This window comes from Cryobacterium sp. Y62 (assembly GCF_002929785.1).
In the GTDB taxonomy this organism is placed as follows: domain Bacteria; phylum Actinomycetota; class Actinomycetes; order Actinomycetales; family Microbacteriaceae; genus Cryobacterium.
The window spans coordinates 14,717-31,607 of sequence record NZ_PJJK01000079.1; the positions used below are offsets into that span (position 1 = coordinate 14,717).

At 60.6% G+C, this 16,891-nt stretch carries 12 protein-coding genes and 1 tRNA gene; 8 read left to right on the forward strand and 5 right to left on the reverse strand.

What is annotated here, in order from left to right; genetic code table 11:
• Window positions 1-17: 17 nt before the first annotated feature.
• Window positions 18-932 carry a cation diffusion facilitator family transporter gene (locus CXY71_RS03265; RefSeq protein ID WP_104134258.1) on the forward strand — a complete coding sequence of 305 codons (915 nt, stop codon included), beginning with the start codon at window positions 18-20 and terminating at the stop codon, window positions 930-932.
• A gap of 19 nt (window positions 933-951) precedes the next feature.
• Here the strand turns inward: CXY71_RS03265 and CXY71_RS03270 are convergent, their stop codons facing one another.
• The 3 genes from CXY71_RS03270 to CXY71_RS03280 form a co-directional block, all read right to left on the reverse strand.
• Window positions 952-1,689, reverse strand: coding sequence for a DedA family protein (locus CXY71_RS03270; RefSeq protein ID WP_104134259.1), 738 nt, complete (start codon window positions 1,687-1,689; stop codon window positions 952-954).
• 136 nt (window positions 1,690-1,825) lie between these two features.
• Window positions 1,826-1,907, reverse strand: a tRNA-Leu gene (locus tag CXY71_RS03275).
• 15 nt (window positions 1,908-1,922) lie between these two features.
• Window positions 1,923-2,873, reverse strand: coding sequence for a LysR family transcriptional regulator (locus tag CXY71_RS03280; RefSeq protein WP_199184193.1), 951 nt, complete (start codon window positions 2,871-2,873; stop codon window positions 1,923-1,925).
• Between the two features lie 161 nt (window positions 2,874-3,034).
• Here CXY71_RS03280 and CXY71_RS03285 point away from each other — a divergent pair, with 161 nt between their 5' ends.
• The 6 genes from CXY71_RS03285 (at window position 3,035) to CXY71_RS03310 (ending at window position 10,677) form a co-directional block, all read left to right on the forward strand.
• On the forward strand, window positions 3,035-4,441 hold the full coding sequence (locus CXY71_RS03285) for an MFS transporter (RefSeq protein ID WP_104134261.1): 1,407 nt from the start codon (window positions 3,035-3,037) through the stop codon (window positions 4,439-4,441).
• A 99-nt stretch (window positions 4,442-4,540) separates the two neighbouring features.
• Complete coding sequence (locus tag CXY71_RS03290; protein WP_104134262.1) at window positions 4,541-5,356, forward strand: 3-hydroxybutyrate dehydrogenase; 816 nt, start codon at window positions 4,541-4,543, stop codon at window positions 5,354-5,356.
• 133 nt (window positions 5,357-5,489) lie between these two features.
• A complete protein-coding gene (locus tag CXY71_RS03295) occupies window positions 5,490-6,722 on the forward strand; it encodes a CpaF family protein (RefSeq protein WP_104134263.1) in 1,233 nt (410 codons plus the stop codon).
• Window positions 6,719-7,582, forward strand: a complete 864-nt coding sequence (locus tag CXY71_RS03300; protein WP_104134264.1) for a type II secretion system F family protein — start codon at window positions 6,719-6,721, stop codon at window positions 7,580-7,582. Before CXY71_RS03295 ends, CXY71_RS03300 begins: the two co-directional genes overlap by 4 nt.
• A 16-nt stretch (window positions 7,583-7,598) precedes the next feature.
• Window positions 7,599-8,531 (forward strand): type II secretion system F family protein, encoded by a 933-nt coding sequence (locus tag CXY71_RS03305; protein WP_104134273.1) that lies wholly within the window; start codon window positions 7,599-7,601, stop codon window positions 8,529-8,531.
• Between the two features lie 988 nt (window positions 8,532-9,519).
• Entirely contained in the window at window positions 9,520-10,677 is a 1,158-nt protein-coding gene (locus CXY71_RS03310; protein WP_158252958.1) for an FRG domain-containing protein, read from the forward strand.
• A gap of 1,260 nt (window positions 10,678-11,937) precedes the next feature.
• Here CXY71_RS03310 and CXY71_RS03315 read toward each other — a convergent pair.
• Window positions 11,938-14,388, reverse strand: a complete 2,451-nt coding sequence (locus CXY71_RS03315; RefSeq protein ID WP_146072732.1) for a hypothetical protein — start codon at window positions 14,386-14,388, stop codon at window positions 11,938-11,940.
• Window positions 14,389-14,461: 73 nt separating this feature from the next.
• Between CXY71_RS03315 and CXY71_RS03320 the strand changes: the two genes are divergently transcribed.
• Window positions 14,462-14,872, forward strand: coding sequence for a hypothetical protein (locus CXY71_RS03320; RefSeq protein ID WP_146072733.1), 411 nt, complete (start codon window positions 14,462-14,464; stop codon window positions 14,870-14,872).
• A 185-nt stretch (window positions 14,873-15,057) separates the two neighbouring features.
• Here CXY71_RS03320 and CXY71_RS03325 read toward each other — a convergent pair whose 3' ends face one another.
• Window positions 15,058-16,806 carry an AAA family ATPase gene (locus tag CXY71_RS03325; protein WP_158252959.1) on the reverse strand — a complete coding sequence of 583 codons (1,749 nt, stop codon included), beginning with the start codon at window positions 16,804-16,806 and terminating at the stop codon, window positions 15,058-15,060.
• Window positions 16,807-16,891 lie beyond the last annotated feature (85 nt).

The window sequence follows — 16,891 nt, forward strand, 5'->3', positions numbered from 1 at the left end:
GGCCCTAACCTTGTGCCATGGGTCATGATCACGATCACTCGCACGGTACCGGATCGAACCGGAGGCGTTTGTCGATCGCCATCGGCATCGTGGGCTCCGTGCTGGTGCTTGAGGTGCTGGGCGCCTGGCTGACCGGCTCGCTCGCCCTGCTGGCCGACGCCGGGCACATGCTCTCCGATCTGTTCGGGCTCATCGTCGCGTTGACCGCCACTCTGGTCGCGGCCCGACCGGCCACGGACCGGGCCACCTTCGGCTTTCAGCGCGCTGAAGTGTTCGGCGCGCTCATCAATGGTCTGATCCTGCTCGTTGTGGCCGCTGTCGTCTCCGTTTCGGCAGTTCTGCGGCTTGTGCACTCGAGCGACACGGAGGTGCTCGGCACTCCCATGCTCGTCGTCGCGATCATCGGTCTCGCCGCGAACGTGGCTGCTATGGTGCTGCTGCGTCCGGCCGCAGCCGGGTCGATCAACATGCGTGGCGCCTACCTCGAGGTGCTTGGTGACGCTCTCGGGTCGGTGGCTGTGATCGTCGCGGCCATCGTCATCCTCTCGACCGGTTTTGTACAAGCGGATGCTGTCGCCTCGCTGGTCATAGCCGGAATGATCGTGCCGCGCGCCTACTTCTTGCTGCGCGACGTCGTGCGGGTGTTCAGCCAGTCAACGCCGGCTGACACGGACGTGTCTGAGATTCGGCTCCATTTGCTCGGTACCACCGGCGTCGTCGCCGTACACGATGTGCACGTTTGGGCCATCACCAGCGGCGCGCACGTGTTCACCGCCCACGTCGTCGTCGAGCCGACGGTGCTCGCTGCTGGCACCGACACCCTGCTCGATGAGCTGTCGGGGTGTCTGGCGAAGCATTTCGATGTCGCACACTCCACCTTCCAACTGGAACCGGCCGAGCACGCCGAGCACGAAGACCGACAGCACCGCTGAGCTGTTCAGACCGCGCTGATCAGACCTCGTGCCGGCCGGAGTGGTTCGTGTTGAACGTGTCGGGGTCGAGCATGTGGCTGCCGGTGGCCGTGGTGGGCTGGTCACGCAGACGGCGGGCCTTCACGACCGACTGCACGTAGTGGTAGACCGTCGGGATCAGGGTGATCACGACAGCGCCAATCAGGATCAGGTCGATGTAGGTTGTCACAAAGTCGGCGACCGGCGGGATATAGCCGAGAAAATAGCCGGCAAAGGTCAGCCCGGTTCCCCAGAGCAGAGCACCGATCAGGTTGTACAGGGTGTACTTGCGGTAGTCCATGTGGCCGACGCCGGCGGCAACTGGGGCAAAGGTGCGTACAATCGGTACAAACCGGGCCACGATGACGGCGACTCCGCCGAAACGCACAAAGAATGCATTAGTGCGGTCGACGTTCTTGATGCTGAACAGGCCGGATTCCTTGCGTTCGAAGACGCGCGGGCCGAACTTGTGCCCGATGAGGTAGCCGACCTCGCCGCCGAGAAATGCCGCAAAGCCGATGGCCAGTGCGACCCACCAGATGTCGATCTGAATCACGCCCGCTGCGGGGAACGCGAGTAGGCCGGTGATGATCAACAGCGTGTCTCCGGGGAGGAGAAACCCGACGAGCAATCCGGTCTCCGCGAAGACGATGGCGCAGACGACAAGCAGCGCCCACGGACCGGCCAATTCGATGATCTGGGTCGGGTCGAGCCAGGGAATCAGTGCGGTGGGATTCATGCAGGGAACTCCAGTTGGCGGCGGGCAATTATCGGGTGAGTGCAGCGGATACCGGGTTCAGAGTAACGCGCAATCGTGAGAAGTTGCCCGGCCGCTATGCCCCTGAATTCTGGGGGATCAACGCCCGACGACCGTGTGCGGGAGAGGGGACTTGAACCCCCACGCTCGAAAGCACAGGAACCTAAATCCTGCGTGTCTGCCAATTCCACCACTCCCGCCGGTGTGTTCCTAGTCTAGATGGCCAGCTGCGCGGCAGGATCTCGTTGGTTGTCGTGACCGAGCAACGCCGCGGCATACGACTCCACCTGGGCCCGCAGGGCGCCCACCAGTGCCGCCACGGCTGGCAGCCGCAGCGATTCGGTGCGCAACACCATCCAGTACGGCAGTCGCTCCTGAAAAATCTGCGGCAGCACACGCACCAGATCAGCGTGCTGATCAGCCATGAAACAGGGTAAAAAGCCGATTCCAGCGCCAGCCCTGGTGCCCTCGACATGCACGAAGACGTTTGTCGAGCTGAGTGACTCCCGCATCTGCGGTACCAGCCGCCTCGGCGTGTCGAGATCGTCGACCTGCAGCATCGAATCCACAAAATAGACGAGCGGATGCTGCGTCAACTCCTCCACCGTCGTCGGAGTGCCGTGCTCGGCCAGGTACTGCCGGGAGGCATACATGCCGAGATGGTAGTAGCCGAGCAGGATTGATTCGGCCCGGTGTACCTGCGGCTCACCGACGACGATCTCGATATCCAGTCCGGAGCGGTGCTGCAGGGCTCGACGTGTCACGGTGACGACTTCAACACACAGCAGCGGATGCCGTCGCTGCAGCGCTGCCACGGCCGGCGCGGCGATGTACGCGCTGAAGCCGTCGGTGGCTGACATTCGCACCACCCCGGACAGCTGCGGGGAGTCCGTCTCGGAGCTGCGTAGCAGGGTGAGCGCCGATTCGACGCCTTCGGCCGCAGTCAGGGCTCGGTGGCCGAGCTCGGTCAGCTCCCAGCCGCCGGTCGCGCGGGCCAACAGACGACCGTCGAGCGCCTTCTCCAGAGCGGCGATCCGCCGGGCTACCGTGGTGTGATTGATGCCCAGGCCCTCGGCGGCGGTCGTGAAGCGCCCGGTGCGGGCAACGGCCAGAAAGATCAGCAGATCATCGGGGTGTGGGTCGGTGACAGCCGGTTCAAAGGTCATATCTGCAATTATGCACACGCCCTCTGTCATTTTGGCTCTTGTTGCCCGGCCATTCTGCGGGAATACTCGGTCAGGTCGTGCTTCTGCCAGGCGACCGAGTTCACATCGCCGCACTTCTCACCTCACAGTACGTGTCATTGACGACACAAAGGAGACAGACAATGAGTGTCAATCAACGCGTTGGGGCTGCCGGTTCCGGTACGGCAACGCCAACCGCCGGGAGCGAAACCAAAAAGTCCGGCCTCAAGAAGATCGTCGCCGCCTCCATGGTCGGAACCGTCGTGGAATGGTACGAGTTCTTCCTCTACGCCACGGCCGCGAGCCTGGTCTTCGGCACGGTCTTCTTTCCGAACGTCGGCAGTGAGCTGGACGGCATTATCGCCGCCTTCGTCACCTACGCCGTCGGGTTCATCGCCCGGCCTCTGGGTGGCATCGTGTTCGGCCAGATCGGTGACAAACTCGGGCGCAAGCACACGCTGCAGGTGACGATCATCATGGTTGGTGCCGCTACCTTCCTGATGGGCTGCCTGCCCGGTTTCGACACTATCGGCTACTGGGCCCCCGCGCTGCTCGTGGCCCTCCGCTTCATCCAGGGCTTCGCGCTCGGTGGTGAATGGGGCGGTGCCGTTCTGCTCGTCGCCGAGCACAGCCCGAACGCGTCGCGTGGCTTCTGGTCGAGCTGGCCGCAGGCCGCCGTTCCGGTGGGAAACCTGCTCGCCACCCTTGTGCTGCTGACCATGACCGCGGTCCTTCCGCCCGAGCAGTTCCTCAGCTGGGGCTGGCGCGTGGCGTTCTGGCTCTCCGCGATCATCGTCGTGATCGGGTACTACATTCGCACCCAGGTCAGCGAAGCCCCAATTTTTCTGGAAGCCCGCGCGCAGGTCGAAGCCGAGAAGGTTGTCAACTACGGCGTGCTCGAGGTCGTGAAGAAGTACCCCAAGGGAATCCTCGGAGCCATGGGTCTGCGCTTCGCCGAGAACATCCTGTATTACATCATCGTGAGTTTCTCGATCGTGTATCTGAAGACGGTGCACGAGTATGACACGGGCCAGCTGCTGATTGCCCTGCTCATCGCCCACATCGTGCACTTCATCGTGATCCCGCAGGTAGGCCGGCTCTCCGATCGTCTCGGCCGCAAGACCGTCTATCTCGCCGGTGCCGTGCTCGGTGCCAGCTGGGCGTTCTTTGCCTTCCCCATGTTCGACACGCTGAACCCGGTGCTCATCATTCTCGCCGTCACGGTCGGGCTCTGCTTCCACGCCCTGATGTATGCGGGCCAGCCCGCGATCATGAGCGAAATGTTCCCGACCCGGATGCGCTACTCGGGGGTATCGCTCGGCTACCAGGTCACCTCGATTCTGGCTGGTTCGATGGCACCGATCATCGCCTCTGCGCTGCTCCAGGAATACAACTCCTGGGTTCCGGTTGCGATCTACATCATGATCGCCTGCGCGATCACAGTGGTTGCCGTCGTCACCCTCAAGGAAACCAAGGGAGCATCGCTGCGCGAGGTCGACGCCGTAGACGCCCGCAAGCACGGTCTCGAGCCCGTCGACACTGGCAACTGACCAGGCTCGACTCATTGGGTCGGTCAGAGGCGGGACTTCGTGGGTGCACCGCCTCTGACCGACCCACCCTGCAGCGATCGCGAAACCAAAAGGAACCAAATGACTGATCTCACCGTCGCCGTCGGCGCTAGCGCACTCTTCGCTCAAACCCCGGGCCAGCCCCTCGCCGGTCGTCGCGCCCTCGTTACCGGCGGGGCGAGCGGAATCGGGGCGGCTGTCGTTCGAGCGCTCGCTGCCCGGGGAGCGCACGTCGTCGTCGCCGACATCGACACGGCGGGGGCGACCGCCCTGGCCGCGGAGGTCGGCGGGTCGATCTGGACCGTCAACCTGATGGCTGCCGAGGCCCTGACCGACGACGCTCTTGCTAGGGCGCTGGACGGCGTCGACATTCTGGTCAATAACGCCGGTATTCAACGGATCAATCCGATTCAAGACTTCAAGCCGGCCGATTTTCACAACATTCTCACACTCATGCTGGAGGCCCCGTTCCTGCTGATTCGGGCCGTATTGCCGCAGATGTACGCGGCGAACTTCGGGCGTATCATCAATGTGACCTCGGTGCACGGCATTCGCGCCTCGCCGTTCAAGAGTGCCTATGTGTCGGCCAAACACGGGCTCGAAGGCCTGTCCAAGGTCACCGCCCTCGAGGGCGGAGCGCACGGAGTCACGAGCAACTGCGTGGCCCCCGGCTACGTGCGCACCCCCCTGGTCGAGAAGCAGATCACCGACCAGGCCCTGGTGCACGGTATCCCGGAGGCCGAGGTGCTCAGCAAGATCATGCTCACCGAAAGCGCCATTAAACGATTGGTTGAACCGAACGAGGTCGGGTCGCTCGTGGCCTGGCTCGCCTCCGATGACGCTGCCATGGTCACTGGGTCGAGCTACACGATGGATGGCGGCTGGTCAGCCCGCTGACGCTGGGTCTATCGCTGATGGTCGCAACGGATGCCCGGCATCCGTTGCGACCATTTTTGGGGTTCGAGGCACCTAAAAACAAGCCCTGTGGATAACTTTTACGCAGAACGGCAAATGGGGCCATCATACGGGAATGACCGAAGCCGTTCGTATCATCACAGAGCAAGTGCGATCGCGAGTGCGCTGCGAGGGCGTCGACCTGGCGGCGAATAACGCGCTGGTCGAGCAGTACGTGCGCGACGAACTGCGCCGGTACAGCGAGCGGGCGCTAAGCGGGCTCGCGCCGATGATCGCCGACGAGCACCAGGCCGCCCGCGAAGTTGTGGCGGCGCTGACCGGTTTCGGAGTGTTACAGCCGTTTCTGGATGATCCGGAGATCGAAGAGATTTGGATCAATGGTCCAACCCTGGTCTTCGTCGCCCGCGACGGGGTCCCAGAGCTGACCACGCTGCTGCTCGGCGAGCAGGACGTGCGCGACCTCGTTGAGCGGATGCTGCAGGCCTCCGGTCGCCGCGTCGACCTCTCGTCGCCGTTCGTCGACGCCTCGTTGCCCGACGGTTCCCGGTTGCACGTCGTTATCCCGGATATAACACGAAAATATTGGGCGGTGAACATTCGTAAGTTCACCCGGCGCATTCGCGATTTGAACCAGCTCGTCGGGCTCGGCTCGCTTACCCAGCAGGCAGCCGATTTTCTGCGGATCTGCGTGCTGGGCGGCCAGAACATTCTGGTGTCCGGCGCCACCCAAACCGGTAAGACCACGATGCTGAACGCCTTGCTCTCGTCGACTCGGCCGGGTGAGCGCATCGTGACGGTTGAAGAGACCTTCGAACTCGATCTGTCGGCCCGCGACGTCGTTGCGATGCAGTGCCGGCAGCCAAGCCTTGAGGGCACCGGCGAGATCACCCTGCGCCGCCTGATCAAGGAATCCCTGCGCATGCGGCCTGACCGGCTGGTCGTCGGCGAGGTGCGCGAGGCTGAAAGCCTTGACCTGCTGATTGCTTTGAATAGCGGACTTCCCGGAATGTGCTCCATTCACGCCAACAGCGCGCGGGATGCGCTGGCCAAGCTCTGCACCCTGCCGCTGCTGGCCGGGCGCAACATCGACTCCTCCTTCGTGCTGCCGACGGTGGCCGGCTGCATCGACATCGTGGTGCACTGTGAGATCGACCAGCACGGCCGTCGCCGGGTCACCGAGATCATTGCGCCGAGCGGTCAATTGGCCGGCTCGACGATCGAGGCGAGCCCCCTGTTTCTGTCCCCGCACGGACACCTCGAGCCGACCGGCTCGCACCCCACCAAGCTCGCCAAGTTTCGTGCGGCCGGCGTCGACCCGGCACAGGTTCTGCGACAGGGTGCCGCATGACTCTCGTGCTGGGGTGTCTGCTCGGGAGTGGGCTCGTGCTGCTGCTTGCGCCGTTTCTCTGGCCGGCCGGAGCTGCATCCGTGGGGGGCCGAGCGGGCGCCAGGGAGCGGATGCGGGTGCGCCTGGTTCAGGGCGGGCTGCGGTCGGTGCCGGTGTCGGCGTTCCTGGCGGTGTCCACGATCGTGGGTGTGGCATCCGCTGCCCTGATGCACGGCCTGTTCGCCGTGCAGGCGCTGAGCGCCGTCGCCGGACTGGTCGGAGTGCTGCTGCCGTGGCTGATCGTCTCCTGGCGGGCCACGGCCCGGCGCCGGGCCAACCGCACGGTTTGGCCCGATGTCGTCGACCATCTGGTGTCGGCGCTGCGCTCCGGGCTGGCCCTGCCCGACAGTGTGAGCAGCCTCGCCCAGGCCGGACCGGTCGCCACCCGCACGGCTTTCGCCCAGTTTGAGCGGGAGTACCGGGCCACCGGCAATTTCAGCTACTGCATCGACGAACTCAAACGCTCCCTAGCCGATCCGGTCGCCGATCGCATTTTGGAAACCCTCCGTATGGCCCGGGAGGTGGGCGGAAGCGACCTCACGGTGGTGCTGCGCAGCCTCGCAGCCTGGCTGCGGCAGGATGCCGCGGTGCGGCTCGAGGTGGAGGCGCGCCAGTCCTGGGTCGTCAACGCGGCCAGACTGGGGGTGGCCGCACCGTGGATCATCCTGGTGCTGCTCGCGTCCCGCCCGGAAGCCGCCGTGGCCTACAACTCGCCGGCCGGGGTCGTCGTGATCGCGAGCGGACTGGCCCTGTCGATCGTCGCGTACCGCGTCATGCTCGCGCTCGGCCGGTTGCCGGAGGAACGCCGATGGTTCGCGTAGCTGGCGGGTGCGGCCGGTGAGCGCCGCACTGGGCTGGGCCGTGCTCTGCGGAAGTGGTCTCGGCGTTGGGCTGTGGTCGCTCGTGAGCCTGACGCCGCGGCTGACCCGGCCTCGTCTGATCGATCGGGTCGTGCCGTACATTCTTGACGTCTCCGGTGAAGCCCGCAGCATCGTCGCCCGGCGAACCGTCAATCCGATTCCGGTGCTGGGCAGCCTGTTCGCGCCGCTGTTCGGGGCGCTCACCCGCGGGTTGTCGAACCTGCTCGGCGGCAGCGAGACCATCGCGCGACGCCTCCATCAGTCGGGCTCGGCGAAGACCACCCTGGAGTTTCGCTCGGTGCAACTGGTCTGGGCGCTTCTTGCCTTTGCCGCCGGCACGGTGGTGACCATCGTCACCCTTCCGGAACTTCCATGGCCGGCGCGCTTGGTGGTGCCATTCATAGTGGCAATCGGCGGTGCCGTGCTGCGGGACTGGCTGCTGCAGCGTGCCGCCACCGCCCGGTTAGCCCGCATGCGCAGCGAGTTGCCAACCATTCTCGAATTTCTCACCCTGTCGCTGTCGGCGGGGGAAGGCATCCTGGATTCGATCAGGCGGGTGTCCCGCACGAGCTCGGGGGAGCTATCGCGAGAATTTGCGGGGGTGATCACCGAGGTGCACTCGGGAGTGCCAATCGGGGTGGCGCTCTCGGCGCTGTCGCGAAGTATCCAGTTGCCGGAGGTGACCCGGTTTGTCGATCAGGTCACCGGTGCCCTCGACCGGGGCTCGCCGATCGCCGAGGTGTTACGGGCGCAGGCACAGGATTCCCGCGACCAGACCAAACGCTCGCTGCTCGAGATGGCCGGTAAGAAGGAAGTAGCCATGCTCGTGCCGCTGGTTTTTCTGATTTTGCCGATGACCGTACTTTTCGCTGTTTTTCCCGGGCTGGTTGTTCTACAGGCCGGATTCTGAACGCACTGCCCCTGTACCGTCCCGCTCACCAGAAAAGAGAATGCCATGTCCCAAGTCATGCTTCGCCTCAAGGGTCTGCTCCGCGATGAAACGGGTGACGTGCCCCGGCTTATGTTGCATCGGCGCGTCTCATGAGACATTTGGGCCACAGTTCGCGGGTTCGCGCATACGCAACTGTCGACCGGAAATGAGACAAGAGCTGATTCCTAGGCCGTGCGAGATTGGCTACCAAGGTGAGTGAGCAGAGCGGTCATTCTCTTTAAGCAGTTACGGGTGCGATGGCGTTTTGTTCCGCGTATCGTCGGCGGAATTGAGGGTCGGGCACCTCTGCGCCATGTATCCGCGAAGGTCGACATCCAGCCAAAGTCGGTAGGAGCGTGGGAGCGACCATCGTATTCGCTCATGTCGAGCTGAATGTGAGTAAGTGGCGGCTACGTCTCTGCGAGACGCACTCGGACTTGCGAGGCTTGGCTGTGAGCACCGGACTTCACTCGTTCGAGGACAGCCGCGTAAGTCAGGAGACTGCAGTCGGTGTGCGATGTTAATAGGATTAATGCAAATTAATAGATATTGCATAAGCAAGCCTCAGAATGTCGCCATGAGTTCCGTGTCAGCCAGCGGCGCTAACTTGTGTAGCGTCAAAGGATGAGCAATGACTCCCATCCTGTGAGTGATCCTGGCGCCCATTCGAGTTCGTCAGCTAGTGATAAATCTGTCCCTGAAGATGCGGACACTAGTGTCGCCGCTCTTCGCGAGACGGATGACCAACCCCGCTTATCGGCATCGGTGCTCGGGGCTAGAACTGCGTTCCAGCTCGATTCAATCGCACTTGCTCGATTGCACACGCACGCAACTTACGGATTCATTTCCACGAGTCTCGATCCCTTCAGAGGCTATTGAAGGCCTTGCGAGTGCAGTTGCCGCAGCTGGGCGTCAGACCATCTCAACTGACGCTCTTGCAAGGCTGACGAGCGCAGTTTCAGGAGCTATGCCGACAGAAGCACTGGCCAGCCTTCAGCGCAGCCTGACTGCAGCCTCCAGCTCGGCCGTGCCAGAGCAATACTGGCAACAACTTCTTGTTAACGTGAAGCTTCTGAGCGAGTCGGTTTCGGTCCCCGCACTGTATTCTCCTGCTCAACTCGTGCTGCGTAACCGCGAGCAAAGAACTGATCCCCGACCCTCTCGTTCTGCAGAGGCATTTTTCGACGAGCACTCGGTCGAGATTACCGACGTGCGCTCGCTCCTAAAGGCGCTGTCCGCGATTCAGACGCAGCATCATATGCACCGGTTGGTCTGGCGAGGTCAGCAAAATGCATCATGGTCCGTCCACAGCTCGCTTTACCGCAAGGTTGAAGCGTCCGAGCGAGCATCGGAGGATCGACTAATTGCAGCAGAAGTGACAGGGATGGAACATGCTCACAAATGGGGCGAGCTCACCGCTCCCGCGATGAAATTTTTTGCTGATATGCAACACTCTGGTGCCCCAACGCGACTTCTCGACGCCACTCTAGACCCAGAAATTGCAGCATGGTTCGCGATCGAGGCGAACCCGGATCTTGATGACAAAGACGGCCGAGTGGTTGCGTGGGGGCGATCCGTTCGAACGTCAGCAAGACAAGTTTCCAAGCCAAACGACGACCTTCCCGCGCGGGACGATGCGCCGTTTTGGCATTCGTGGACGACGGATGAGGAGAGAGGCCGCGTCGGATGGGGAACAGGCTCAAGGACCTGGTCCTGGTTTCCACCTGCACTCAGCGATCGCATGCGAGCGCAAAGAGCGGGTTTCCTTCTCGAGGCGGCGCCGCTAGTTACGCCTACTGTGGCGAGGGTCCTTTCTGCGGGGGTGACCCACGACTGGCGTGTGGCAGAGATCACGCGCGCAACCTCGATAGTTGGTCTTCCTTCACGTCACGATGTCCGCACAACACAAAACGAGGCGAATCTAGTTCCAGTTTTTTCGCTCCGGATAATGGCCAGCGCAAAACCCGCGATCCGCGCCTATTTGGAGAGCAAAGGATTATATTTTTCGGCAGTTTATCCGGACCGCGGCGGACTCGTGGACTATCTAAGGGGTCCCTTCGGCCTCGACCGGCAAGAGGCCATCAGAGTCGGCACCGCACCGGCTTTGCCTGCGGTACGGTGTTGAGACAAAACCAACCTGCGATGTGTGTGCCATCAGGGCTCATGCGATGGGGAATTACAAAGAACGAACGGAGATGGCTATTTTGCCCCGACCTCACATTGGCAGTGTGTGTGGCTTCGTTGATTCCACCTGCCATGGAGTCAGTCAGGCTGCTCGACACTCGTGAGGGACTCGCTCTAGAGCAGGCGGCCGAATCACTTCTCGACAGTGTGCGACCAGTGCTACTTCGAATCGTCCAGCAATCCAAGCGACTGGAGGATCCAGTGCCAGACAGCTGGCTGGGGCGGGTTGACAGCCGTACTCGCCCCTTTGAAACGTCCCAACTTGCACGCACATTCGCGCTGGTCGCCGCCGATAATCTTCAACAGGTCGAGTTGACGCTCCGGAAGTCCTTACCGCCATTCGCGTTGTACTCGATGATTCGATCCGCCATTGAAGCATCCTCCCTTGGCCTATGGATTCTCGATGCTCGTGACGAACAGGAAGCGGCGAGTCGTACATTGAGGATCTATAGACAAAACATTGCATCCGATCGAACGATGTGGAGCACCCTCGTCGCCGGCCCCAGCGCTTCTCACGATGATCTACATGCTGAAGCTGAGTCTCGGCACACTGCTCTGCGAGGGAGCTCTCAAGGCGCATTCGAAAAGGCAGTGCTGTCGTCCGCTGTCATACGTGTGGTCGATCTGAAGCACAGGGTGGAGGATGAAGATCGTCCTCCCCTCAGCCCGGTGTCGGGCCTAGAGGCATGGAGAATGTGCAGCTCCATTGTCCACGCGAATCCGGTGTCAATGCTGCACCTTCTTGAGCGGCACCCAGACGGCAATATCGGGGATTCGGCCACCAGAACATCGCGGCTCAGTTTTGTAGCTAGCTTCTACGTCACAGCCTGCAATCGTGCGGAAAGCCTCATCACAGCGTTTCGCTCACGCTCGCGATCAAGGCGGACAAGCCGGTAGGTGCGCAGCGCGTTCGATTCCGAGTGGACTGGAATCGACCAGATCGGCTAGCGCCACCTAACGAAGAGCCGGCGGCGACTCCGAGCTTGTTTGTATTCGGGATCAGCCGCAAACGAAAGCAGATTATGTCGGAAACCTTGATCATCTTGAGTTCCAGACGGGTTTGGGCCGATGATCGTGACTTCCGGATTTACCTGATCGCATGTCGTCGATGCATGTTCAGGAACGGCTAGTTGCGGTATTGGCTAGGCCCAGGCAGTTGCGGCAGAACTATTTGGCTACTGAGTGGATAGCAACTACCCCTTTAAAAGTGATCGAAGTATCTCTCGATGGATTCGTCCCGTTCGTCTCCATGTGCTCTCGTGACGCTACGTCGCCAGTCCTTGGCTTCGTCCGCTGCCTCGTCGTCTCGCGCTATATCTTTCTGCCTGGCTTCCTCAAGATCTTCATAAAGATCCGAGGTATCAAAACATTCGCTCAGGGCGCTTAATTCGTCGAGGGAGGGAGGTGACGGGTCCCACCTTTCGAGTTCCGCAGCGACATGATCCCGAAATTCATCGGCGAAGGTTTGATCGTAGGGGTAGGCGCCATCCAGATCGAGGAGCTTGCCGAGTACCACCCAGTCTTCAGTTTCCGAAAGAGTGCTTTTGATCCATGATTTCAAGGCGGATTCAGCTCGCTTGGGGAATAGAGTGCGGACCGAACGAGGCCCGAAGATGAGTTCATAGGCCTTGGCCTTATCGCCCGTTGCACGCTCCCAACGCTTTACTAAGGTCTTTGCCGCCTTACTGAACCAGTCAGGCTTCGGTTGCCACTCGACCGGGAGCGCGCATATGAACGCGAAGCGCTCTTCGCGACTTTGACTAGTCGAGTCGTAGTAATTCATTCGCGACTGCAAGGGCTGCGCGGAAAAGGTCCGCGCAATTGCTTTGGCAAAGGTCTTTTTCCCCGACTCGTGCAAGACTCTTCCCCGAATCCGGCTCGACGCCTTCTGATCGAGAACAGTGACCGATGAGGCCGACCGGGACCAGAGTCTCTCCAGTTGCTCAAAGTGGGTCGCCGCTCGCAGTAGGTCCGCCTGCAATTCCGGATCGCGTCGAAGCTCATTGAGCACGAAGTCGACAATCGAGGGATTGTCGAATGCCACCGCGACGCCCCTGTGATCTTTATTGAATTCAAGGTAGGTTCCTTCCATGGTTTCGAGTGCGCGCCGGAAGTTCGTGGGCGACCAAGGAATCGTGAGCTCATCGCATAGGCGCCGGTGCGCAATCCGCAGCGCGGATAACTCGACCGATGTCCCGAATGATGCAAGCACGTAGAGAAGCACTCGTTCCGCCTCGGTCAAATGCGCGTCGAAACTTTGCGTCCATAAGCTCGCTGGATTATCTAAGGCAGCGACAAAATGATCAATCCAAGAGCGTCCGGATTCGTATGGTGCTGCGATACGAACGCCGTACTCGATCAATCGAGGACTGTAGTTGGGATGATCGACAATGCGTCGCCATTCCCCGCCAGCCAATTCCAGCAAGGCCGAGCGGTCGACGGTCGATCGCCAGAGGTGGTTGTAAAGTATCCGTGCCTTGTCATCTCTGCTGTAGTCACCGAGTTCGAGAAGGTATTTTCCTCGTCGATTGATCGCATCCATCCGAAAGTAGGACCGAGCAGCATCGCGGAGGATGTACTCACGAGTTGTGAGGATCAAACGTTTTGATTTCATCTCGCGAACTCGATCAATGAAGTCTGCAAGCCGAGCGTCTTCATTCTTACCCAGTCGCTCTGAGAACGATAGTTGCCCCAAAAAGTCGTCGTAGACGAATACTTGGGGGCGCTCAGCGTCGAGAGATGCCCACGCTTCGTTGATATCGCTCGAGACTTCGACAATCTCGAAACCACGCGTCATATGGTCGGCCAGGAGCATGTGCGAGAGTACCGTTTTGCCGATGCCAGGCTGTCCAGCGATTAGACAGACCTTTTCGCGATCGAGAATGTCACTAGCCTCTTCGAAAGCTTTAGTGCCGGCGTATTGCTTGATTGTCCGGTCGATTCGGTGGCGGAGTGCCTCGGATCGATTGAGGAGATCAGCGTGGCTTGCCCAGAAAAGCTCAGTTCCGGTTGAGAGCCACAGTTTGATATGTTTGCGCTCCACAACCTTGTGCCGGTCCAGCATCTGATCAAGATCCGAGCCGGAGAGCACGTCTTTCGCCGACTTAATCCAAACAGGAAGGGCACCTTTGATTTGATTTTTCTGATTCAGAGTGAGGGTCTGGGAAGTAGCGAAGAGGTATCGAAAAGGCTTCAGCTTGTCGACTTTTGCGCCCTCCTTCTTCGACGAGGCTAGCAACTGAGCAAATGTGGAATCGATATAGTGCTTGCATTGCGCGATTCCGACGCCGCCACCTACCTCGACCCAACGCAGATCCACGCCGCCGTCAGCGCCACGACCAAATCGCTCGACCGGTCGTTCGAGTTCAGCCGCGAGAAGATCAGCTGCAAGTTCTTCAAAGTCGATATCCGTCAATGACCGCCAGTTACGCATCTGACCATATTGGCAGGCGATCAGCCGAGCAGCTTTATTGCGGGGGAGGTCACAGTCGCGAACTGCCGTGCCACTGACGTCGGCCGCGGTCGCCGACGGGGCGGCATCGCGGCAACGGCGGACTGATTGTCGGCGGCCGCTCTGCGATGGCTGCACCTCCGGGTTCGCGGTCGTCAGATGCAGCTCGCACGCGGTCGGGGATTGAGAGATTGCCAGCAATATCTGATGAATGATGGGCCGAGATTCCCGCGCTGCTAAGCTCGCGATGATTCATGATCGACGGGGGAACAGCATGGCGAAGAGCAATCTTGGGGCGTACCAAACGATGGTCGAGCTCGCGAAGTCAGCCGACGGGCCGGTCAAGCTCGGGCTTTACGTCGTCGCGGGCGGAGTCCTGGTCGGCGGCACTGCCGTTGCAATCGTGGGTCCCGCTGTCAAGAAGGGTGCCGGTCTCGCGTTCGACGTGGCCAAGCAAAAGTTCGCGCTGTCAAAGTCGGTGACGTCCACGGTCTTCACGATTTCTGCAGACGCAGACGGGGGCAAGGGGTTGTGGCTCCACATCGGGGACACATTTACCGTAACGAACGAGATTGAGGGCGGCGCGCTTATCGAGATCCGGGGCAAAAAGAAGAACCCGTGGATGGTGTCGAGCCACGTGCTTGAAAACGTCTCGGATTTCCGGATCGGCGATAGCGAGTTGTAAGCACACAAAGTCTGCGCTCAATGTGGTTCCGCGATCACGCGAGCCGGGTGGCCGCCAGACGCATGTGCGCATCAGAACGGCGGCGCGGAATCGGGGGGGCTCAACACGTCTTCGGTGATCAGTCACGACTATCAATGTCCGGGCGCGCCAATCGACCGCTATTGTCCGACCTGATCAACGAACCATCAGACCCCTCGGAGGGTATCCGGGCTGAGTCCAAGCGTTTCGCACATCGACGCGTAATGGTTTGGATCAAGAACGTGCATGAGTTCAAAGATCGATTGCAGCACCGGTGTTGCTTCGTTTGGTTCAAGGGGCCTGCCAATGTCGGCGTCCTCGTTGTGCGAATACGCGTGAACGTAGCGAACAATACGTGTTTTAATGGGGCCGTCTTCTACAGCGTTAAGGGCTTCTCGCATGGAGCCGTCAAAGTTACCCACGTGCTTTGGGAACTTAAAGCTGAGAAATGCTTCAAGCATCCGACGCGCTGTATTCGGTGCCAATGCCAAGACGTCTAGTTGCTCCATGAGACTTGTGTCCGCCGTGGAAACCGTTACGGCCTTGCCTACTTGAGCAAAAAGGTAGTGGTATCGAGATCTGAGACGTCCGGCGTCTTTTAGCGGCCATTGCTCGAAGACGGGCACCCTAGCGGCGGCTCCCCCCACAAGCCGGTTCCGAATGCGAAGTTCGTGAACAGTGCTTGCGCCGATTCTCCTCTTGGCGCCGTCAATTTGAATGAGCCACTGCCGGAACATCTCGAAACTGTGCGTCAGGACGAAGATCTGACTCACGGACATCTTGACCGCGATCTCTGACCAAAGGTGCGAGGAAATTCCAAACATCACGTTGTGGTCGAGGCTCGATACCGGGTCATCGACAATCACGATAGGTTTCGACGCGACAATAGAGCTGGAACGCAGCCGCGCTAGAAAGTGGAGAAGTGCGATGCAGGTTCTCTCTCCCTCACTCAGTGCGGTAGCCGGCTCACCGGCTCTTTCGATGCGATAAGTTCTTGGGTCCGGCCCCGTGGTGAAGGAAAGTTCGTCGCGCCCGAGGAGTCGAGCGAGCGACTGGGTTAGTTCTTCCGCTAAAGGCGTCGGGTTAGCATCCAAATTTGTGAGCGCGGTAATGCGGCGATCCGTGTCAGTCTGCACCGTGTCCAGCTCTGCGAGTCGAGAGGCTGACGTATCGGCCGAAGATATTTGGTCGGCGACTTTGTCCGCGATGTCTGCGATGTATCGGAGCTCCAAGCGGCGCGCCGCCTCGGACACGCTTGAGGTATGTGAGGCGCTTCGTGCGTTGTGAGCCGTCAAAGCGTTCTCGATGGGTGCAGTGCTCGGTGGCACCATCGTGTAGTCACGATCCGTTTGGAATGCTTTGAATGGGTTGGATCGCTTCTCGCGCAGAAGGCGAATGACATCGCCAATTTCTGACTGGTACGTCGCGAGCTCGCTCGCGTACGCGGTCCTAGCTGCATCAAACAGGACGACCGCTTCGGCGTACAAGTCTTGTCTACGTGGGAGGTCGGCGAGATGTCTTTCGGCGTTGAGTGATGACTCGCTGAGCTGCCGAATGAGATCGTCGATGTGCCTCTGCATATTTTCCACGGCCGCGTCGAAATGAGCGTCGAGCTCCTGCCGCCGATCTGGGGTGATTGCCCCGCCGCAGAACAGGCAATTGTCGAGGCTGGCATGAAGAGAGATGCCGGTTTGGACCCAATCGGATCGTCGGCCGTCGACCTGGAGAGACTCAATGGCGTTGGCGGCGATCATCTCGTTGAGTATTGAGCGTGCCTCTTCTAGGGCGTTTCCGCTCGACAGGTCGGGGCGGTTCACATGCGCTGTCGCTACCAAGGGTGGGGATCTCACGACGTCAAGATCTGCGGCAATGTTGGTCGAGGCCGACAAGAACGACGCTTGTTGCTTTTCCAACACAGTTTGACCTGCCGCGGATATCTCGGACAGTGGGCCCTCTTAAAATGAGGGATCACTGAAAGTCGAGATCAGCATGACCGCAGCA

Bases quoted from the DNA above. Each gene is read 5' to 3' on its own strand.
- CXY71_RS03265 (WP_104134258.1), top strand. From the start codon at position 18: ATGGGTCATGATCACGATCACTCGCACGGTACCGGATCGAACCGGAGG.
- CXY71_RS03270 (WP_104134259.1), bottom strand. From the start codon at position 1,689: ATGAATCCCACCGCACTGATTCCCTGGCTCGACCCGACCCAGATCATC.
- CXY71_RS03280 (WP_199184193.1), bottom strand. From the start codon at position 2,873: ATGACCTTTGAACCGGCTGTCACCGACCCACACCCCGATGATCTGCTG.
- CXY71_RS03285 (WP_104134261.1), top strand. From the start codon at position 3,035: ATGAGTGTCAATCAACGCGTTGGGGCTGCCGGTTCCGGTACGGCAACG.
- CXY71_RS03290 (WP_104134262.1), top strand. From the start codon at position 4,541: ATGACTGATCTCACCGTCGCCGTCGGCGCTAGCGCACTCTTCGCTCAA.
- CXY71_RS03295 (WP_104134263.1), top strand. From the start codon at position 5,490: ATGACCGAAGCCGTTCGTATCATCACAGAGCAAGTGCGATCGCGAGTG.
- CXY71_RS03300 (WP_104134264.1), top strand. From the start codon at position 6,719: ATGACTCTCGTGCTGGGGTGTCTGCTCGGGAGTGGGCTCGTGCTGCTG.
- CXY71_RS03310 (WP_158252958.1), top strand. From the start codon at position 9,520: ATGCCGACAGAAGCACTGGCCAGCCTTCAGCGCAGCCTGACTGCAGCC.
- CXY71_RS03320 (WP_146072733.1), top strand. From the start codon at position 14,462: ATGGCGAAGAGCAATCTTGGGGCGTACCAAACGATGGTCGAGCTCGCG.